11 protein-coding genes are annotated in these 18401 nt (G+C 45.2%); 7 read left to right on the top strand and 4 right to left on the bottom strand.

What is annotated here, in order from left to right:
* The first annotated feature begins 66 nt into the window (after positions 1 to 66).
* The gene (locus tag E2R66_RS08755) at positions 67 to 1281 is read left to right on the top strand and encodes a hypothetical protein (protein ID WP_133228826.1); all 1215 of its coding nucleotides are present in this window, start codon (positions 67 to 69) and stop codon (positions 1279 to 1281) included.
* Positions 1282 to 1435: 154 nt separating this feature from the next.
* Here E2R66_RS08755 and E2R66_RS08750 read toward each other — a convergent pair whose 3' ends face one another.
* On the bottom strand, positions 1436 to 2284 hold the full coding sequence (locus E2R66_RS08750) for an AraC family transcriptional regulator (protein ID WP_133228824.1): 849 nt from the start codon (positions 2282 to 2284) through the stop codon (positions 1436 to 1438).
* A 793-nt stretch (positions 2285 to 3077) separates the two neighbouring features.
* On the opposite strand from E2R66_RS08750, the gene E2R66_RS08745 reads away from it, so the two are divergent.
* From E2R66_RS08745 to E2R66_RS08725, 5 genes are all read left to right on the top strand, one after another.
* On the top strand, positions 3078 to 7202 hold the full coding sequence (locus E2R66_RS08745; RefSeq protein WP_133228822.1) for a hybrid sensor histidine kinase/response regulator transcription factor: 4125 nt from the start codon (positions 3078 to 3080) through the stop codon (positions 7200 to 7202).
* A 123-nt stretch (positions 7203 to 7325) separates the two neighbouring features.
* Positions 7326 to 8462, top strand: coding sequence for a glycoside hydrolase family 43 protein (locus tag E2R66_RS08740; RefSeq protein WP_133228820.1), 1137 nt, complete (start codon positions 7326 to 7328; stop codon positions 8460 to 8462).
* A 251-nt stretch (positions 8463 to 8713) separates the two neighbouring features.
* On the top strand, positions 8714 to 10693 hold the full coding sequence (locus E2R66_RS08735; protein WP_394347174.1) for an alpha-L-arabinofuranosidase C-terminal domain-containing protein: 1980 nt from the start codon (positions 8714 to 8716) through the stop codon (positions 10691 to 10693).
* Positions 10694 to 10697: 4 nt separating this feature from the next.
* On the top strand, positions 10698 to 11678 hold the full coding sequence (locus tag E2R66_RS08730; protein WP_133228818.1) for a family 43 glycosylhydrolase: 981 nt from the start codon (positions 10698 to 10700) through the stop codon (positions 11676 to 11678).
* A 4-nt stretch (positions 11679 to 11682) separates the two neighbouring features.
* The gene (locus E2R66_RS08725) at positions 11683 to 13380 is read left to right on the top strand and encodes a GH39 family glycosyl hydrolase (RefSeq protein WP_240049266.1); all 1698 of its coding nucleotides are present in this window, start codon (positions 11683 to 11685) and stop codon (positions 13378 to 13380) included.
* Positions 13381 to 13692: 312 nt separating this feature from the next.
* On the opposite strand, the gene E2R66_RS08720 is transcribed toward E2R66_RS08725, so the two are convergent.
* Together E2R66_RS08720 and E2R66_RS08715 are read right to left on the bottom strand one after the other, a co-directional pair.
* A complete protein-coding gene (locus E2R66_RS08720) occupies positions 13693 to 14082 on the bottom strand; it encodes a response regulator (RefSeq protein WP_133228816.1) in 390 nt (129 codons plus the stop codon).
* A gap of 38 nt (positions 14083 to 14120) precedes the next feature.
* Positions 14121 to 14639 carry a cupin domain-containing protein gene (locus E2R66_RS08715; protein ID WP_133228814.1) on the bottom strand — a complete coding sequence of 173 codons (519 nt, stop codon included), beginning with the start codon at positions 14637 to 14639 and terminating at the stop codon, positions 14121 to 14123.
* 171 nt (positions 14640 to 14810) lie between these two features.
* On the opposite strand from E2R66_RS08715, the gene E2R66_RS08710 reads away from it, so the two are divergent.
* A complete protein-coding gene (locus E2R66_RS08710) occupies positions 14811 to 16751 on the top strand; it encodes a sensor histidine kinase (RefSeq protein ID WP_133228812.1) in 1941 nt (646 codons plus the stop codon).
* A gap of 82 nt (positions 16752 to 16833) precedes the next feature.
* Here the strand turns inward: E2R66_RS08710 and E2R66_RS08705 are convergent, their stop codons facing one another.
* Positions 16834 to 18327, bottom strand: coding sequence for a hypothetical protein (locus E2R66_RS08705; RefSeq protein ID WP_133228810.1), 1494 nt, complete (start codon positions 18325 to 18327; stop codon positions 16834 to 16836).
* Positions 18328 to 18401: the final 74 nt, after the last annotated feature.

Genomic DNA, 18401 nt, shown 5'->3' with positions numbered 1-18401 from the left:
TTGCTATAACAAAAATGCCTCTGTCGCTATAGGGCCATTGTGCCGCAATATTTTAACAAAACAATAGTGAAAAAGATTGCCGAATTCCTGTGCTTGTGGTCGATTTTTGCTTTAGCAGGTTGCACCAAAAAGGAGAGTCCTGCGCAGCCTGTTACGCCGATAGTTGTTAGCCCTGTAGCCAAGGATAGTTTAACAGTGGTTGTAGATTCAATATCCAAAATTACGATAGTCAATGCGGTGGTATATGCCAGGGTAACCGGTAAGGCCGGCAGCGCTGTTACCGATAGGGGCGTATGTTGGGGTATTACAGCAAACCCCCAAATTACCGATAGCGTGGCAAAGGCATCTACCGTAAATGGTAACGGTACTTTCCAGGCCAGCATTAATAAATTAATTCATAATACCACCTACCATGTGCGCAGCTTTATATCCGGCGGCGGCAAAGTGGTTTACAGTAACGATATTACCTTTAAAACCATTACAGAACCGGCGCCGGTTGTAACTACAGATACCGCATCTCTTGCAGGTGCCACCATCGCTTTTGTAAAAGGTAGTATTAATTCGGCTACAACCATCAAAGAATCGGGTGTGTTAATAAGCGAGAACCCAATACCCTCCGCAGGTGATAGAAAGGTTTTGAACGTAAAAGATGAACGTGCGTTTTTAATGAGGATAAACGATCTTAAACCTTCCACAATTTATTACTACAGGGCTTTTGCCACCACAGCAATGGGCATTACTGGTTATGGTGCAGTTGTAAAATTCACCACGGTACAAATGGGTAATTTAACATACAGTTTTTACGAAGACCCATCTGCTGCTGATGATGTGAAAGCGGCTAATAAAAGGATAAAGGCATCTTTAGACCAGGCAGTTTATCTGTATAATAATTTTACGCCCATAGTTAAGCACCTTAATGTAAGTTACAGCCCGGGCACGCCAACTGCCGATGCCAGTTTTGATGGTTCTATTCGGGTGGGAGCCAATGCCAGTTATCAGCGTACGGGTACCATATTACATGAAATTGCGCATACTTTAGGTGTGGGGCAGCATTGGATGTGGGGTGTGCTTATCCAGAATGGCGTTTACCAGGGTAAAAATGCATTGTTTGCGCTACGCTTTCTCACATGCGATGCTAACGCCGGTATGTATGGCGATGGCCTGCATTTTTGGCCCTTTGGTATAAACGGTGCGTTTGAAGACAGCGGAGATGAGATGCTTTACATTACCAACGTAATGGTGGTTAGCGCAATGCGCCTGGATGGATTGCCAAGCAATTAAGAGATTGAAGTAAATATTGGGTTAAGTTAAATTGGTTAGCTCCGGCGGTGAAAACTGCCGGAGTTTTTTTAATGCCACCGTAGGGAAAATGAAAAAAGGGCGATCTGGTAATCCAAATCGCCCTTTATGCCTGTTTGGTGCCTGATATTGGCTGCTAGTTGATGTAGAATTTTTTGCGGAAGCTTGATGGCGATAAACCTTTGTACTTTAAAAACTGCCTGTTGAAGTTGGCCGGGGTGTTATAGCCGCTCTGGAAAAATATCTCCGAGATAGTCATGTCGCTTTCTATGAGGAGTTTGCATGCAAAACTCAGCCTCACCTCGTTCAGGAACTCGATATAGGTTTTTTTAACGGTTTTCCGGAAGTATTCGCAGAAAGCGGGGATGCTCATGCCTGCTATGTCCGAAACTTCTTTTAAGGTGATTACCCGCGCAAACTCGCTATTGGTAAATTTAAATACTTTTTCCAGCCGGTCGGTTTTTTGGCAGGGAAGGGTGTTAATATTGGCCGTTGAAAGGAGCTGGCAGTCATTATCCTCAGCAATGATATTAAGGCACGAGCACAGGGTTATAATGCGTTCGAATCCACGTTGAAATTCAAGTTCTTTAATTTTTGCTGATAGTGCAGGTTTGCAGCAATCGCTTACTTTTATGCCGCTTTTAGCCTGTTCAAACAAATTCCGGATGTTAGATGTTTCTGGCAGCGAAATAAAGTCGCGCCCCCAAAAGTCTGCTTTAAATTGCACCAGCACGGCACAAGTTGGGGTTGCTGGATTGGTGCAGGTAAACGTGTGCGGCACATTAGCCCCAATCAGGAAAACATCTCCTGCGGCAAAATTGCCCGCGTAGTTCCCAACAAAACAGTTTCCACAGCCTTCCAATATCAATATGATTTCCAATTCGGTATGATGATGCCAGGGGATATCGAATTGCGCCGATTTAAAAGTTTTAGCAAAAAAAGTCGAGTCGTGCGTAACCGGTAGTTTTTGTAAAGTTGAAGTCATAACATATCGTTTAAAATAGGTTGTACTGTGCTACCTTCAATAATGGCTTTTAACCCCCATGCCCTGCATTTTGAAGAGTAGATTTATTATTGGTTTATAAAAAACGCCATTAGCTGCATTGGTGAACAACTAGTGGCTGCTTTATAGGCTTTTACGTATTTCGAATATAAGATAAATTTATTAATTGTATAATAAACACTTAAAAAAAAGTGTCAAAAAAATTTATCTTTTATTCGTTGTGCACCATTATGCGCTTAGCGGTAAATGGTCGGCTGCTTTTCATTTTTAATGCTTCCTTTTTCATTAGGATAGGTTTATATTTCGCTACTTGGTTAAAATAAAGCCAAAATGAAGATAATATCGTATGTATTTAATATCTTCATAAGCACTAATAAGCCTTTTACCAATTATATAAGAACTATAGCAATACATGGCCAGCCTTTAACTGAATTTAAAAACTGCGGTTTAGTAAAGCCTGATTCTATATCTTTGACGAAAGAGACCTGTGGTTTATAATAAGTGTTTTTTTTACACTAAACAATTGGTTTTGATGAAACAAATGTAAATTAGGGCGGTGTTTGGGTAGGGGGGTAATTATCTCTAATATGGGGGACAAATAATAAATCGGCAACTTTTTTAATTTTGGGGCCCGCTAATAACTCCGGGCGAGGGGTGCAGATGAGGTGAAGGATTAAAAATGATACAGGGGATAGAAAGGGGTATATTTAACAGTGCCTCATCAATCAATGTATTTGTTGCTGTAAAGACCAGGCTCTGATTAAAAGCGTTTAATATGTATCTAAAGCATCGCGCCGTCGTTATTTTGCTGCTTACCATTTGCATCCAATCGGGGCTTATGGCGCAACAGCAAATGAGCAAGCTTTCCATTACAGACGGCCTGTCGAACAATTCCGTGCGCTGCATTTTTCAGGATAAGAAAGGCTTTATGTGGTTTGGCACTTTCGACGGGCTTAACCGTTACGATGGGTACCAGGTAAAGGTTTACCGGAACAAGTTTAGGGACACCGCTTCGTTGCAGCACAATTACATTTACGCCATAAGTGAGGATAATAAACAGCAAATTTGGGTAGGGACCGGCCAGGGCCTGATGGCACTAGACCCCGTTACCGATGATTTTCATTGGGCATATTACCGGGATTATCATTCCGGAAAGCTGTATAAGCTAACATTTAATATAGATGTAATTAAGGCAGATAGCGAGGGAAACCTTTTCATCGGTACTAACAGCGCGGGGGTATTCTTAAAACCGCACGATAGCGATATTTGCATCCAACTGCCGGTAAAGTATGGCATGAATACCCTGATGTATGTGGATTGCCCTACCATAGATATTGATAAGCACAATAAGGTCTGGCTCTTTTTAACCGAAATTGGCTTATGTTATTATGATAGTAGTGCTAAACAAATTGTATTGGCAAGCAACAATGTAAAGGTGGCTGGCCGTATAAAAACAGATAATGAAGGCACCGTTTGGATAGGTAGTAACAGTGGGCTGTTTAAATATGCTGTGCAGCAAAAGAAAATCGTTGGCGTCTATCGGGCGGGCCAGGGTCAATTATCCGGCAATAATATCAGCTGTTTGTTACCCTCGCGTAATCATAACCTTTACATCGGTATCGAAGGCGGCGGGGTTAGCATACTCAACCGGGCTTCGGGTAAATTTAGTTACATCAAGCAGGGACAAAAAACAGGGCTGCTGCAGAGCAACGCCGTAATGGATGTTTACCAGGATAAAGAATCGCGGATATGGATTGCGACCGTGCGCGCTGGGGTGTATATTGTAGATCAGCAAAAGAATTACTTTCAAACCTACCGGCATGAAACCGGAAACGACCGTAGCCTGGTTAATGATTACGTATCGTCTTTTTGCGAGTACGATAAGCAACGGCTTTGGGTAGGCTCAGAAGATGGCGGCGTTTCTGTGATGGACCGGGCAACGGGAAAGTTCCAAAACTTCGTCCATTCAAATCATTCCCCCGCTTCGCTTAGCAGCAATATGGTTACCTATATCGTAAAAGACTATCTTAATAAAATGTGGGTGGCCACTTTTGCAGGGGGGGTGAATCGTTTTAATGCGCAAAGCGGTGGTTTCGAGCATTTTGAATGCGAAAACCCGGAAACCGGTGAACTGAGTAAGAATGTTTGGCTTTTACATGAAGACAGCCGCAAAAATCTTTGGGCCGGTACATTCTCCAACGGTAAGCTGTACAGGTTTAACAGAAAAGTGAATAAGTTCATCGTTTTTGATCAACAGGTGAATGATCCCTATTCGTTTATGGAGGACCGCGCCGGCCAACTGTGGTGCGGCAATGCGGAGTATCTTATTAAGCTCGATACTGTAACACACCACCATGTTTTTTATAGGATAGATAAGCCTGTACGCGCAATTTATGAAGATAAAAGCGGCAATTTTTGGTTAGGTACCGAAGGCGGCGGCTTGTGCTTATTTAACAGGGCAACCGGTAAAATCGTAAGCCGGTACACCGATAGCGAGGGTCTATCGGGCAATTCGGTTTTGAATATACTGGAAGATAACTCCGGCAAGCTGTGGTTGAGTACTTTTACAGGGATAACTAGCTTTGGCTATCAAGATTTTAAAACCAGTAGTTATTTCGAAAGCGATGGCCTGCAAAGCAATCAGTTCTCAGCTAATGCAGCCTTGAAGTTAAAATCGGGAGAGCTTGCATTCGGCGGTATAAATGGTTTTAACTTATTTCATCCAGATAGTATTACCACCCGCAATTATATGCCCCCCGTGGTGTTTACCAACATAAGCGTAAATAATAAAAACATAACCAACATAAATACAATTACCAGCAGCAACGGTACGCGAGAGGTGCAAGGTTTAAAAGTACCGTATGATGAAGCAATACTTTCCTTCGCATTTGCCGGGCTGGAGTATTCTTCTCCCGAGCATATTAAGTATGCTTATTACCTGGAGGGGCTGGATAAAGACTGGATACAGGCAGGCAATCAAAGGGTAATTACCTACAACAACATCCGTGAGGGTAACTACACCTTGCACATACGATCTACCAATGCTTTAGGAAAATGGAACGCACAGCAAACCACGCTGAAACTGATCATTACACCACCCTGGTTCCGTACATGGTGGGCCTGGTTGTTCTATACGGGGGTGCTGGTATCGTTAATACTGGCTTTCATCAGGTATCGAACCAGCAAGGCCAGGCTGCAATACCAAATAAAGCTGGAGCGTATGAACAGTGAGAAAGAAGCCGAGCTAAGTTTGCGGAAAACATCCTTCTTTACGCAGGTATCGCACGAGTTCCGTACCCCGCTTATGCTCATCATTAACCCCTTGCAGGAGATACTTGCCAGGCCCGCTCAGCAAAAAGACGTAGAGCTGGGTATTATTTATCGCAATGCGCGCCGACTGGTGAGCCTGATAGATCAGCTGCTGCTCTTTAACAAAACAGAACACGACGGTGCTGACCTGCAATTAAGCCTGATTGACTTTTCTGCGCTTTGCAGGCTCACTTACGAAAGTTTTGCCTACCAGGCCCGCAGTAAGGGGATAACCTACCAAATACTGATGGGTGACGAACCTATCAGCCTATATGGCGATAAGGCCAAAATTGAAGTTATCCTTTATAATTTGCTGTCAAATGCGCTTCGCTACACCGATAACGGGGGGCATATCGTTTTCAAGGTGTCCGAATCTGACGGGTTTATAATTGTTGCGATAAGCGATACAGGTTATGGTATTTCTCCTGAAACAGGCGAGCATCTTTTCGATAAGTTTTACAGGTCGGGCAATCCACGGTCGAGTCAGAAAGCCGGATTCGGGATTGGTCTTTACCTGGTACATCAGTTTGTTAAGCTGCATAAAGCCGATATTAGTTACGAGAGCGAATTGGGGCAGGGCAGCACCTTTTTCATTAATTTCAAAAAGGGGAAAGCGCATTTCCCGGGCCTTCAAATAAATGAGGACATCGACTGTGGGAACGTTTTTTTGGACGAACTTTCGGGCGAGCAGGAACTCACCAACCATGCGCTTCGGGCCGATCCAATTACAGATACTGAGAGTGCATCTGGGTTGGACCAAAACACCGCACCGTCAGTTTTTTCTAGCCGCACCATGCTCGTGATAGATGACCATCCTGATATGCGGATCTATCTTAAACAAATATTTAAAGGCCAATTCTCTATGCTGGAAGCCGCAGATGGTTTCGAGGGGATTTTGATGGCCAGGGAACACGTGCCCGATATTATTATCAGTGATATTACCATGGAGGGCAAAAGCGGCCTTGAGCTTTGCGAAGAGATAAAGGCCAATCCCTCGCTCGCCCATATCCCTTTAATTTTAATTACGGCCAATTCATCCCAGGAAATAAAGCTAAAAGGCATTAAACATGGGGCCGACGATTACTTTTCTAAGCCGCTGGATAAAGAATTGCTTACCGCCAGGATAGATGCCCTGCTGGATAGCCGCAACAGCCTCCAGAATTACTTTTACCGTAAGGTTACCCTTAAGGAGCAAAGCGTGAAGATATCCGAAGAGGAAAAGCTATTTATCGACCGCTGCATCCTCGTTATCGAGAACCGGTTGGATGATGATGATTTTGGCGTTGATGAACTGGCCGCCGAAATTAACATGAGCCGCTCCAGTCTGTTTAAGAAGATAAAGCTGGTGTCAAATCAAACGCCTAACAGCTTTATCAGGTTCGTGCGTTTAAGGCGTGCCGCCGAGTTGTTCATCAACACATCGTTGAACGTGAACGAAGCTTCGGTAATTGTGGGCTTTAAAGATATAAAGTATTTCAGGGAGCAGTTTGCGCAGCTTTTTGGCTTAAATCCGTCAGAATACATCAAAAAATACAGGGACCCTTTTTCGAAGAAATTCTCGCTTAACCCGGCTATCAAAAAAAATAACTAAACCCCGGCGCACCTTAAGATAGTTTCAGGTTTAGATAGGAAAATTGTAGTAATCTGCCGCTGAATCCCGTAAACTTGATGTTTTTGTTTCCACTTTGTTTAATGTTTTAAGTTTCAATCTTTCATGAATAGTTACAGGTTCTTCATTTTGTCGCGGTTGTTTTTTGCCTGCTTTGGTTTCATTGGGATGCAGCAGCTACATGCACAAACTACAGCACATGCGGGTGCAGGTAAATTTACACCCATTGCGCAATGGTACGATGATAAGGGCGTGGCCATTAACGCCCACGGCGGGGGTATTTTGTTTAAGGATAACGTTTATTACTGGTTTGGCGAGCACAAGGTGGCAGGTAGCGCCGGCAATACATCTCTGGTTGGTGTGCATTGCTATTCATCAACCAATTTGTACAACTGGAAAGATGAGGGTATTGCCCTGCCTATGTCAGATGATGAGCAGAGCGACATTGTAAAGGGTTGTGTTTTAGAACGGCCCAAGGTTATTTACAACGCAAAAACTAAGAAATATGTGATGTGGTTCCACCTGGAGTTAAAGGGCAAAGGTTACAGTGCAGCGCGCACAGGCCTGGCAGTTAGCGATAAGCCAACCGGCCCTTACCAATATATCCGTAGTTATAGGCCCAACGCCGGCAAAATGCCGTTTTACCCAAAGGGCACGCCGGATAGCGACAGGGTGAACACTACAATTGTAAAAGAGCAGGATAAGTTTTTTATGCGCGATTTTGCCGGTGGACAAATGGCCCGCGATATGACTTTATTTGTTGATGATGATGGTAAAGCCTATCACATTTTCTCGTCGGAAGAAAATTACACCTTGCACGTAGCCGAGTTAAACGCCGATTACACCGCACATACGGGTAAGTTCTCCAGAGTTTATATTGGCCAGCAGACGGAGGCCCCGGCGGTTTTTAAACGTAACGGCTTTTATTATATGATAGGGTCGGGCTGTACCGGTTGGGCACCCAATGCGGCGCGCTTGTTTAGGGCAAAATCAATATTCGGGCCATGGGAGTACCTGGGTAATCCATGCATCGGCCCCAATAGCGACCTTACCTACGGTGGCCAAAGCACCCATATCTTAAATGTTAACGGCAAAAAAGATGCGCTGATATTTATGGCCGATAAATGGGAGCCAAAGAATGCTATAGATGGCAGGTACATTTGGCTGCCCATAACAATTACCGGCGATATTGTAAATGTGGTTTGGAAAGATAGTTGGGATTTGGGCGATTTAAGCAAATAGTTAAAAGGCTGCTCATATTTATTGCGTTGCCTGCTCAAATTAAAACAGTTGAGAAGAAGTGTAAATAATATTTTAAGTGTTGATTATACAATTAATAAATTTATGTTATCTTCGGGAATCGATAAACACAATAGGAAGCCATGCAGTATTTGTTGTATTGCTAAAACTTGTGTGAATTGATCTAATACAACCTTTTATAAACAAAATCCTCGGGTCCTCCCGGTTTTCGAGGTCTATTTTTTTTAAGTATTATGCTTGTGAAAAAAACACTGCTAACGCTGTGCGCTGCAGCAACTATGTTGGTTGCCAATGCGCAAACACAGCCAAAAGTTTATACCATTGCCAGCGGCCAGGTAAAGGCACATATTGAGCCTACGATGTACGGTATCTTTTTTGAGGATATTAACCTCGCAGCAGACGGCGGTGTTTACGCCGAATTGGTGAAGAACCGATCTTTCGAATTCGATTCGCATTTGGCGGGTTGGCAACAGCAACAAAAGGCCGGTGGCAAAGGAGGTATAGAAGTGGTTGACCGCACCAACGAACGCCCCGAAAATGCGCATACGATTAAAATAGACGTAAGCGATAACGCAGGCTACTTTGGTTTATCAAACGAAGGTTTCCGCGGTATGGGTATCAAGAAAGGCGAAACCTACAGTTTTTCGGTAACGGCTCGTAAGCCGGTCGCAAATGCAGTGTCGTTATTGGTGGAGCTACATAGCGCAAAAGGCCTTGTTATCGGCACTGCCATCATAACGCCAACATCAACCGATTGGAAAAAATATAATGTAAAGTTTGTGGCAACCGCTACCGAAGACAAAGCATCCCTATATGTTTGGCTGAAGGGTAAAGGCGCGGTTGAACTGGATATGATATCGCTGTTTCCACAGCACACCTGGAAAAACCGCCCTGCCGGCCTGCGTGCCGATCTGGTGCAGAAACTGGCCGATATGAAACCCGGTTTCCTGCGTTTCCCGGGCGGGTGTATTGTAGAGGGGCGCGATTTGGCTAACCGTTATCAATGGAAAAAAAGTATTGGCGATATTGATAAGCGCGAGAACCTGATAAACCGCTGGAACATGGAGTTTAAGCATCGCCCCGCGCCCGATTATTACCAAACCTTTGGCCTCGGCTTTATGGAGTATTTTATGACCGCCGAGGATATTGGCGCAACGCCCTTGCCAATTTTAAATTGCGGTATGGCTTGCCAGTATAACACAGGGCAGTTAGTACCCCTGGATCAGCTGGACCCTTACGTTCAGGATGCTTTGGACCTTATTGAATTTGCTAACGGCGGGCCCGATACCAAATGGGGTAAGCTGCGTGCCGATCTTGGTCACCCCAAGCCTTTTAACCTAAAAGTATTGGGTGTAGGTAACGAACAATGGGGCGAGCAATACATAGCCCGTTGGAAGATTTTTACCAAAGCCATAAAAGACAAGTATCCATATGTAAAGATTGTATCCAGCGTTGGCCCCAGCCCCAATGGCGAAGAATTTACCCGCCTGGATAAATTTTTCAGGGCCGAGCATGCCGATATTTTAGATGAGCATTATTACCAGGCACCTAAATGGTTTTTAGATAATGCCACCCGTTACGATAATTACGACCGTAAAGGGCCAAAAATATTTGCGGGAGAATATGCAGCACAAAGCGTAGCTATCGCTAGTCCCGATAATAAGAATAATTGGGATTGTGCTTTAGCGGAGGCCGCTTTCATGACCGGCCTGGAGCGTAATGCCGATGTAGTGAGTATGGCATCGTACGCACCGCTCTTTGCGCATGTGGATGGCTGGCAATGGACACCGGATTTGATCTGGTTTGATAACCTGCGCTCATACGGCACGCCAAACTATTATGTGCAGCAACTCTTTTCGCTAAACAAAGGCACCGATGTAGTACCCTTGTTAAAGGATGGTGAAATGGTAACCGGCCAGGATGGCTGCTACGCTACAGCGAGTATTGATAAAAGCACCAAAGAGTTAATAATCAAATTCGTAAACAGCGGGGCAACGGCACAACCAGTAGTATTTAAAATCGATGGTGTATCGGCCGGTAAGAAAACGGCGGTTGTAACTACCTTACGCAGTGCCGATAAAGCTGCGGTAAACTCCTTTAAGGCGCCAAAACTGGTTAGCCCGGTTGCAAGCACCTTGCTGGTAAACGGTAAAACGGTTAAGGTTACCGTAGAGCCCTATACTTTTAAAGTGATCAGGCTGAAATTGAATTAAGCAGATGCTTTTGAAAAATAGCATCATCATTATTGTTTTCTTTATCCTGGGCCAAACGCTGAAGGCTCAGGATTTGAAAACCGATATATCGGTACATGATCCTGTTATCATAAAACAGGATAGCTTGTACTATATCTTCTGCACCGGCAATGGCATAAGCAATTGGTCGTCGGTAGATAGAATCCATTGGAAGCGCGAGAAACCGGTGTTTGCTACTGCGCCTACCTGGGTTAAAGATTTTTTGCCCGATTTTAAAAACTACATCTGGGCACCGGATATATCGTATTACAAAGGGTTGTATTACCTGTTTTATAGCGTTTCGGCCTTTGGTAAAAACACGTCGGCCATTGGGTTGGCAACTAATACTACTCTACATCCAGGCAATGCTGACTATAAATGGGTAGATCGCGGGCAAATCATCCGGTCGGTACCCGGCCAAACCAATTGGAACGCCATCGATCCAAACGTGGTGACTGATGACAAAGGCAACCCGTATCTGGTATTCGGGTCGTTTTGGGATGGTATAAAACTGGTAAAGCTGCAAAAGGACAGGTTAGGCCTTGCCGAAAATGTTGCCACCATACCAACCATTGCCAGCCGAAAGCGCAGTGGGAATGCTATAGAGGCACCATTTATATCTAGGCACGATAAATACTACTACCTTTTTGCATCGATAGATTATTGCTGCCAGGGGTCTAAGAGTACCTACAAAATGATTGTGGGCCGTGCCGAAAATATAAAGGGCCCTTACCTTGATAAGGATGGTGTGGCGATGAGCAGTGGCGGCGGCAGCATTTTGCTGGAGGGCGATAAGGACTGGTACGGCGTAGGACATAACGGCGTAGCCACGTTCGATGGTGACGATTACGTTATTTTTCACGGGTACGATGCTGCCGACAGGGCCATACCCAAGTTACGGCTGGCCAGGTTAAGCTGGGTAGGCAACTGGCCCGAAATAAACAAGAACGATCTGACTAAACAATAGGAATATGATGGCACGAACTTATTATAAGCTAAAAACGATATGGTTGATGCTGATGCTTGCAGTGGGACCGACTATCGCGCTCGCCCAGCACACTGCGGAAATAACCGTTAACCTGGCTAAGGAGAAAGCACCAATGACACCCGTTTGGGCATGGTTTGGATACGATGAGCCAAACTACACCTATATGAAGGATGGCAAAAAGCTATTGACCGAACTAGCCGCGCTAAGCCCAACACCAGTTTATGTGCGTACACACAGCCTGTTGGTTACCGGTGATGGTATAGCGGCTTTAAAATGGGGATCTACCAACGCCTATACCGAAGATGCTAAGGGCAACCCGGTTTACGACTGGCACCTGATAGATAGCATTTTTGACACCTACGTTAACCGCGGTATAAAGCCCCTTGCGCAAATCGGGTTTATGCCGCAGGCTTTATCAACCCACCCCGATCCGTACCGCCACCACTGGAAGCCGGGCGATCCCTACGATGATATCATGACCGGATGGGCATATCCGCCAAAAGACTATAATAAATGGCGCGAACTGATTTATCAATGGGTAAAACATAGCGTTGCACGTTACGGGCAAAAAGAAGTAGAAAGCTGGTACTGGGAGGTTTGGAACGAACCCAATTATTATTGGAAAGGCACCCAAAAAGAATTTTTTAAGTTATATGATTACGCTGCCGACGGGCTGAAAAAGGCCCTCCCCACCGCTAAAATAGGCGGGCTGGATATTGCGGGTACATCGGGCAAGGGTGCCCAACAATTCCTTAACGCGTTTATAAAACATTGCATTGCCGATACCAACTACGCCACCGGCCAGATAGGCTCGCCGCTGGAGTTGATTACTTTTCATGCCAAGGGGCAGCCAAGGCTGATTAAAGGAATGGTACAAATGAATGCGGCACCGCAGTTGACTGATATTGCAACAGGGTTCCGTATTGTGGCTTCGTACCCCGAGACCAGGAACCTGCCAGTGATTATAGGCGAATCGGACCCGGAAGGATGCGCCGCCTGCGGGATGGCTACCAACCCCTCCAATGCTTACCGTAACGGCACCATGTATTCCAGCTATACGGCTGCAACCTTTGCGCGCAAGTATGAACTTGGAGATCAGTACGGAACCAATTTTGCCGGGGCGGTGTCCTGGTCGTTTGAGTTTGAAAACCAGCCCTGGTTTTACGGCTTTCGCGATCTGGCTACAAACGGGGTAGATAAGCCGGTACTCAACGTATTTCGCATGTTTGGCAAAATGAGGGGGAGCAGGGTAGAAGCAACCAGCAACCGCATGTATTCTTTAAAGGCGGTGATGGATTCCAGCGTGAGTGGGGAGCTGACTGATATTGGCGTACTGGCATCAAAAGACAAAAAATCGGCGGCGGTGATGGTGTGGAACTATCATGACGACGACAAGGCCGGCCCAGCCGAACCGGTAGCACTAAGCATTAATGGCATACCATCGGCAACGGTTGTGCTGACGCATTATCGCATTGATAATGAGCATAGCAATTCCTATGAGGTGTGGAAAAAAATGGGCTCGCCACAAAACCCAACCAGCGCCCAAATTGCCGAATTGGAAAAAGCCGGCGGGCTGCAAACATTGGGTAAACCACAAAAACGGAAGACGCAGAAAAATACTTTGCTCGTCAACTTTAGCCTGCCGAGGCAGGGTGTTTCGCTGATACAGATAAGCTGGTAATGGGTGTTAAAATTCCAGGTTTTAAAATGTTTTAGCTTCGGATTTTCAGAAAATTCCGGCCTGGCTGAGCGCCTATATTGGTGCCATTATGGCTAGATATGTTTAGCAACGGCAATGTGGTCAAAAATGGTTGGTAATAAGTTCAGATAAAATTACTATAGTTTTTTCATTCGAGAAATAAAATCTGCTTATAGCATTCCATGCGACATATTTGTTGTTGGCTGTGCTCTCTTATGGCTAAGAAAACTCGCCTTTAAAAAATCAATTGGAACCAACTTCAATTAGGAAAATACATTTAATTGATAATCAATATTATACGAGGGTTTTACCAACCATTTTTGACCAGTATGTCTTAGCAACCATGTTGAGGAGTTCGGACATATCAAAGGGTTTGCAAATAAAGCCGTTGGCACCACAGCGTGCTGCGGTAGCTTCCAGGTTACGGGTGCCCGAGATCAGGATTACCGGGATACCTGCCGTGGCGGGGTTTTGTTTCAGTTGATAGCAGATGTCGTGCCCGGTTTTATCGCCACTCAGCCAGTTATCCACCAGCAGCAGGCCGGGCGGTTGTTTTTCAATACCGTATAGCATGGTGATATCTTTGCCTGCGCTCACCTCATAACCAGCTTCCGTTAAAGCCGCGGCTATGATTTCCAGCGTATCCGCATCATCTTCTATCACCAAAATCGTAGACTTCTGCATAACTCAATTAAACGCACAAATTATAAATTGCGGGTATATCAGCAAAGCTCATATTGGAGAATAGCCGTTACCTGCGGCGTAAGCAGGCGCACATCGTGTGGCACATGCAAAGGAATGGGCAGGTAATCGCCTGCGGCTATTTCAAATACCTGTCCGTCTATTGTACAGGCGCAACGGCCCTCCAATATAAAAAAACTTTCGGCGTATGATTCATGCACCTCTTCGGGGACGTTAACTTTAGTAACTACCAGTGATTGCACATAGCGTTCGTCACGGCGGATCTCCTTTAAAAACATGGATTCTACCGGTTCGTTCGGTAATAGGGGCTCCATGGCTTTCAGCCAGCTTAAGTAGTTAGAATGCCGGGATGTTGGCGGCAAATTGTCTAATTGCAATTCTTCGCCGGCAAACCCAATTCGGGCAAGTACTTTTTCTTTGAGATTTAGGGGTGCTTCAACCGCACGCAGATGAAGTAATTTTTCCAGTACGAATTCGGCATCCACCTGCTCAGCAGGCAAATCATCTTCAAATAAACCAAATATCCTGGCGCCGTCCATGGGTGTAAAGGTAACAATTAAACCGTTTACTTGTGTTAAGCCGGGCGCAATGGAGCACACAGCTTTTATAAATAATATGCCGGGAGAGTGGGTGGTTTTTACTTATAATTAAAAGTTCTTATACCCCATTGGTTTTAATCCTTATATTTAACCGTTTTTTCCGCTGGCAATATGATGAACAATTTCGACCGTAACCTGCGCCTGGGGTATGGTTTTTCTTTATTTATTCTCCTGGTGGTTGGCTTGGTATCCTGGCTCGCACTAAGCGGTTTGCTTAGAAGCAACCGTGCCGTAGCGCACAGTGGCGAGGTGATGCAAAAACTGGAACAGTTGCTATCTACCATGAAGGATGCGGAAACGGGCCAGCGTGGATTTCTGCTAACCGGGCACGCTAAATTCCTGGAACCTTATAACGGTGCTTATAAACAAGCCGGGGATCTTGGCGGGCAATTACAGGCACTTACAGCAGATAATCAGGTGCAGCAAGCCAATTTGGTTGCCATCCGGGGTATTTTACAGCAACGGCTGGACATACTGCAACTACTCATTGAAAAAAAGCAACAGGGTCACATTATCGCGCCAGCAGACCTTGATGCCGGTAAGGCTGCTATGGATAGTTTTCGTGCAGCTATTGCAAAGGCCGAGCAAGCCGAGCGTGTAGTGCTCAAAGAAAGATCCTCTAGTTTAGAGCGTTACAGCAGTTTGGCACCGGCTTTTATCGTATTTGCGCTGCTGGTAGCCCTGTGCATTGCCATTTACTCTTACCGCAGCTTAATCCGCGATTATCACGACAAAGAAAAACTGCGCCACGATCTTGTACAAAGCGAAGAGGAAACCCTGGCCCTGAACGAGGAGATTATGGCTGCCAACGAGGAGGTTATGGCCACCAATGAAGAACTGGCTGATATCAACGAAACGCTGGAACTGCGCGTGGCCGAACGCACCAGGGCTTTGCAGGCGAGTGAGCAGGAAGCCCAGGCCCTGAACGAAGAATTGACGGCTATTAATGAAGAAATGGTAGCAACCAACGAGGAACTGCATGCGGCCAATGATGAACTGCGGCGGGCCGAGGAGCATAGCGCCAAGCTGGCGGCAATAGTAGAGTCATCCGACGATGCCATTATCGGTAAAGACCTCGACGGCCTGGTAACAGCATGGAACCGGGGAGCCGAAGCAATTTTTGGGTATAAAGAAGCAGACATGGTGGGCTATTCCATCTTAAAATTAATACCACAGCAACTGCACCATGAGGAGCCGGGGATATTGAGCAGGTTGCGCAACGGCGAAAAAATAGATCATTACGAAACCGTGCGCCAAACCGCAGATGGCCGTCAGATCAACGTATCGCTTACCATTTCGCCCATTCGCGATAAGGCAGGCCAGGTTATCGGTGTTTCTAAAATAGCCCGCGATATAACGGAGCAAAAACGCGACGAACAACGCAAAAACGATTTTATAGGGATGGCCAGCCATGAACTTAAAACCCCGCTGACTTCTCTAACCGCGCTGATACAAGTGATGCAGCTGAAATATAAAGGCCATAGCGATCCCTTCTTGCTACAGGCCTTGGGTAAAGCCAATCAGCAAGCCCGAAAGATGAGCAGCCTGATCAATGGTTTCCTGAACGTATCGCGCCTGGAATCGGGCAAACTGGAAATCAGCAAAACCGGATTCGAACTGGCTGCCCTCATTGAAGAGCAACTAGAGGAGATGAGGTTGACGGTAAGTTCTCATCAGTTTCACTTTGAAATAAATTCGGGGTTAACAGTGTCGGCAGATCGCGATAAAATAGGGTCGGTTATTTCTAACCTGTTATCCAATGCGGTGAAGTATTCGCCTAAGGGTAAAAATGTTATCATCCGGGCAGAAAAGCAGGAGGATATGATACAAGTGAGCGTGCAGGACGAGGGCATGGGTGTCCACAAGCAAGATCTGCCGCGTATTTTTGACCGCTACTACCGCGCCGGTACTGAGCATACTAAGCATATCTCCGGTTTTGGGGTTGGTTTGTATATTTGCGCGGAGATTATTGAGCGCCACGATGGCCGTATATGGGCCGACAGCGAAAAAGGCGTTGGCTCTACCTTTCACTTTAGCTTACCTGTTTCATAAAAAGGGTGCCTCGCGGGGTGTGCCGCTGCCATCGGTTGAAGAAATTAAGCACATCATTTCCAGTTATTGCGTGTTGTTGTGATTAGGTTTCCTCTTGTATAAGCTCAAGCACTACTTGATAGGCCGTTTTTTTCTCCCAGCGCGCCATCAACCAGGCAATAAAACTCAAGGTGAAAATGTCATCATTTTCAGCCGTGCCCGCCAGGTTAAAAACCGTTTTTCTATAAACCGGGTCAAAAGCTACATCGGGTTTTAGCAGGTATTTTTCAACCAGCTTTAGAAACAACAGCACCCGTTCTTCCGAAGTTTTAAGCAGGTACTTCCTATATCGCCGCCTAAAACTGGTTATCCGCGACATAGCCAGCTCGACATTAGAGAACTGTGCATGCACCAAAATTTCCATCAGGTTTTTTCTAATGGTCCATAACATGCCCATTTTTTTCTCGTACCAGGCGTCGGTGCGTGTAAGTAAAGTCAATTGTTTCAAGCTCCTGCTGTCATTACCTAAGGCTAAAAACATGGCCAGGCATATCCGTATATCCTCAATATCTTCGGGTTTATGCTTTTGTTTTGTATTGGAGAGCGCTTGCTGCAATCGCGCGATGGCATCATCGGCAAAGCCCGTATAGAACAGGTTGAGCGCAGAAAGTAATTGATGGCGTAAATAAAACAGCGTATAATAACGGCTATCCGTCTCCGTTAAATCCATCATTTTCTTAAGATAAGCTGTACTCTCCGCAAAATGCCTTCGCCTGAGATGAAAGTTTGCCAAAAAATATAAGATGGATATATGGTGAAAAAGATAGGATTGGGTTTGATGCGCCCGGCCTTGCATAAATTTATCCGTGCGCTGTACATAGCGTTCTATCAGTGCATAATTCTGCTGTATGGCCGCGTATTCATTGGCGATGAAAAGGATCTGGTAAATGGATTTGTAGGTCATCAAATCCTGTGCGGAGATCTTATACTTCCGTATGGTGGTTATCATCAACGCGGTTAAATTAACCACCTTCCCTTGCAGGTGTATTTCCTGTAGTTCCCTCCTCAAAAAAGCATAGGCCATATTTAGCCTCGCCTCCCGCTGCATATCCGCATTGTTGCGAATAAAACGCTCGGACAAAACGTCGAGGTCTTCTGCTCCAGGGAGATGGGCATACTGTAGCTTCAATTGCAAGAGCTCATTCAATAGGTTGAACTGCTCTAAATGTTCGGCTATCCGTTCGGCTTTATCCAAACATTTGAACGCTATCTTCACCACATCGTTCTCTAATAAAAAACGCCCCACCACAACCAACCGCAACGCATCATAAGTGTCGGAATGATTGCTCTCAAATGTTTTCTGCGATAAGAATAGCAGTAAATTATCCTGTAACCTTTTGCGGAGCGCATGATATGCGTCATTATTTTTTTCTGGTGGGTAGAGTTTACTTAAATTACCTATATCGTCAGTTTCTATCAAATTGAGCAAAGCCAGATTCTTTACATCCGCCCTTTTGTTTTTTCGCTGTAAAAACTGCCTGAATAGCTTTTTATCTGTGTTATTTAGCAGATTGGTTAACTCCTGGATGGCATCCATTTAGATATGATATGTAAATAAAGGTACGATAATTAAAAAATATATCATCAGTAATTGAGATAATCTGACTTTTC

The organism is Mucilaginibacter psychrotolerans, from assembly GCF_004519315.1.
Taxonomy (GTDB): domain Bacteria; phylum Bacteroidota; class Bacteroidia; order Sphingobacteriales; family Sphingobacteriaceae; genus Mucilaginibacter; species Mucilaginibacter psychrotolerans.
This window is presented reverse-complemented; position numbering and strand designations above follow the sequence as displayed.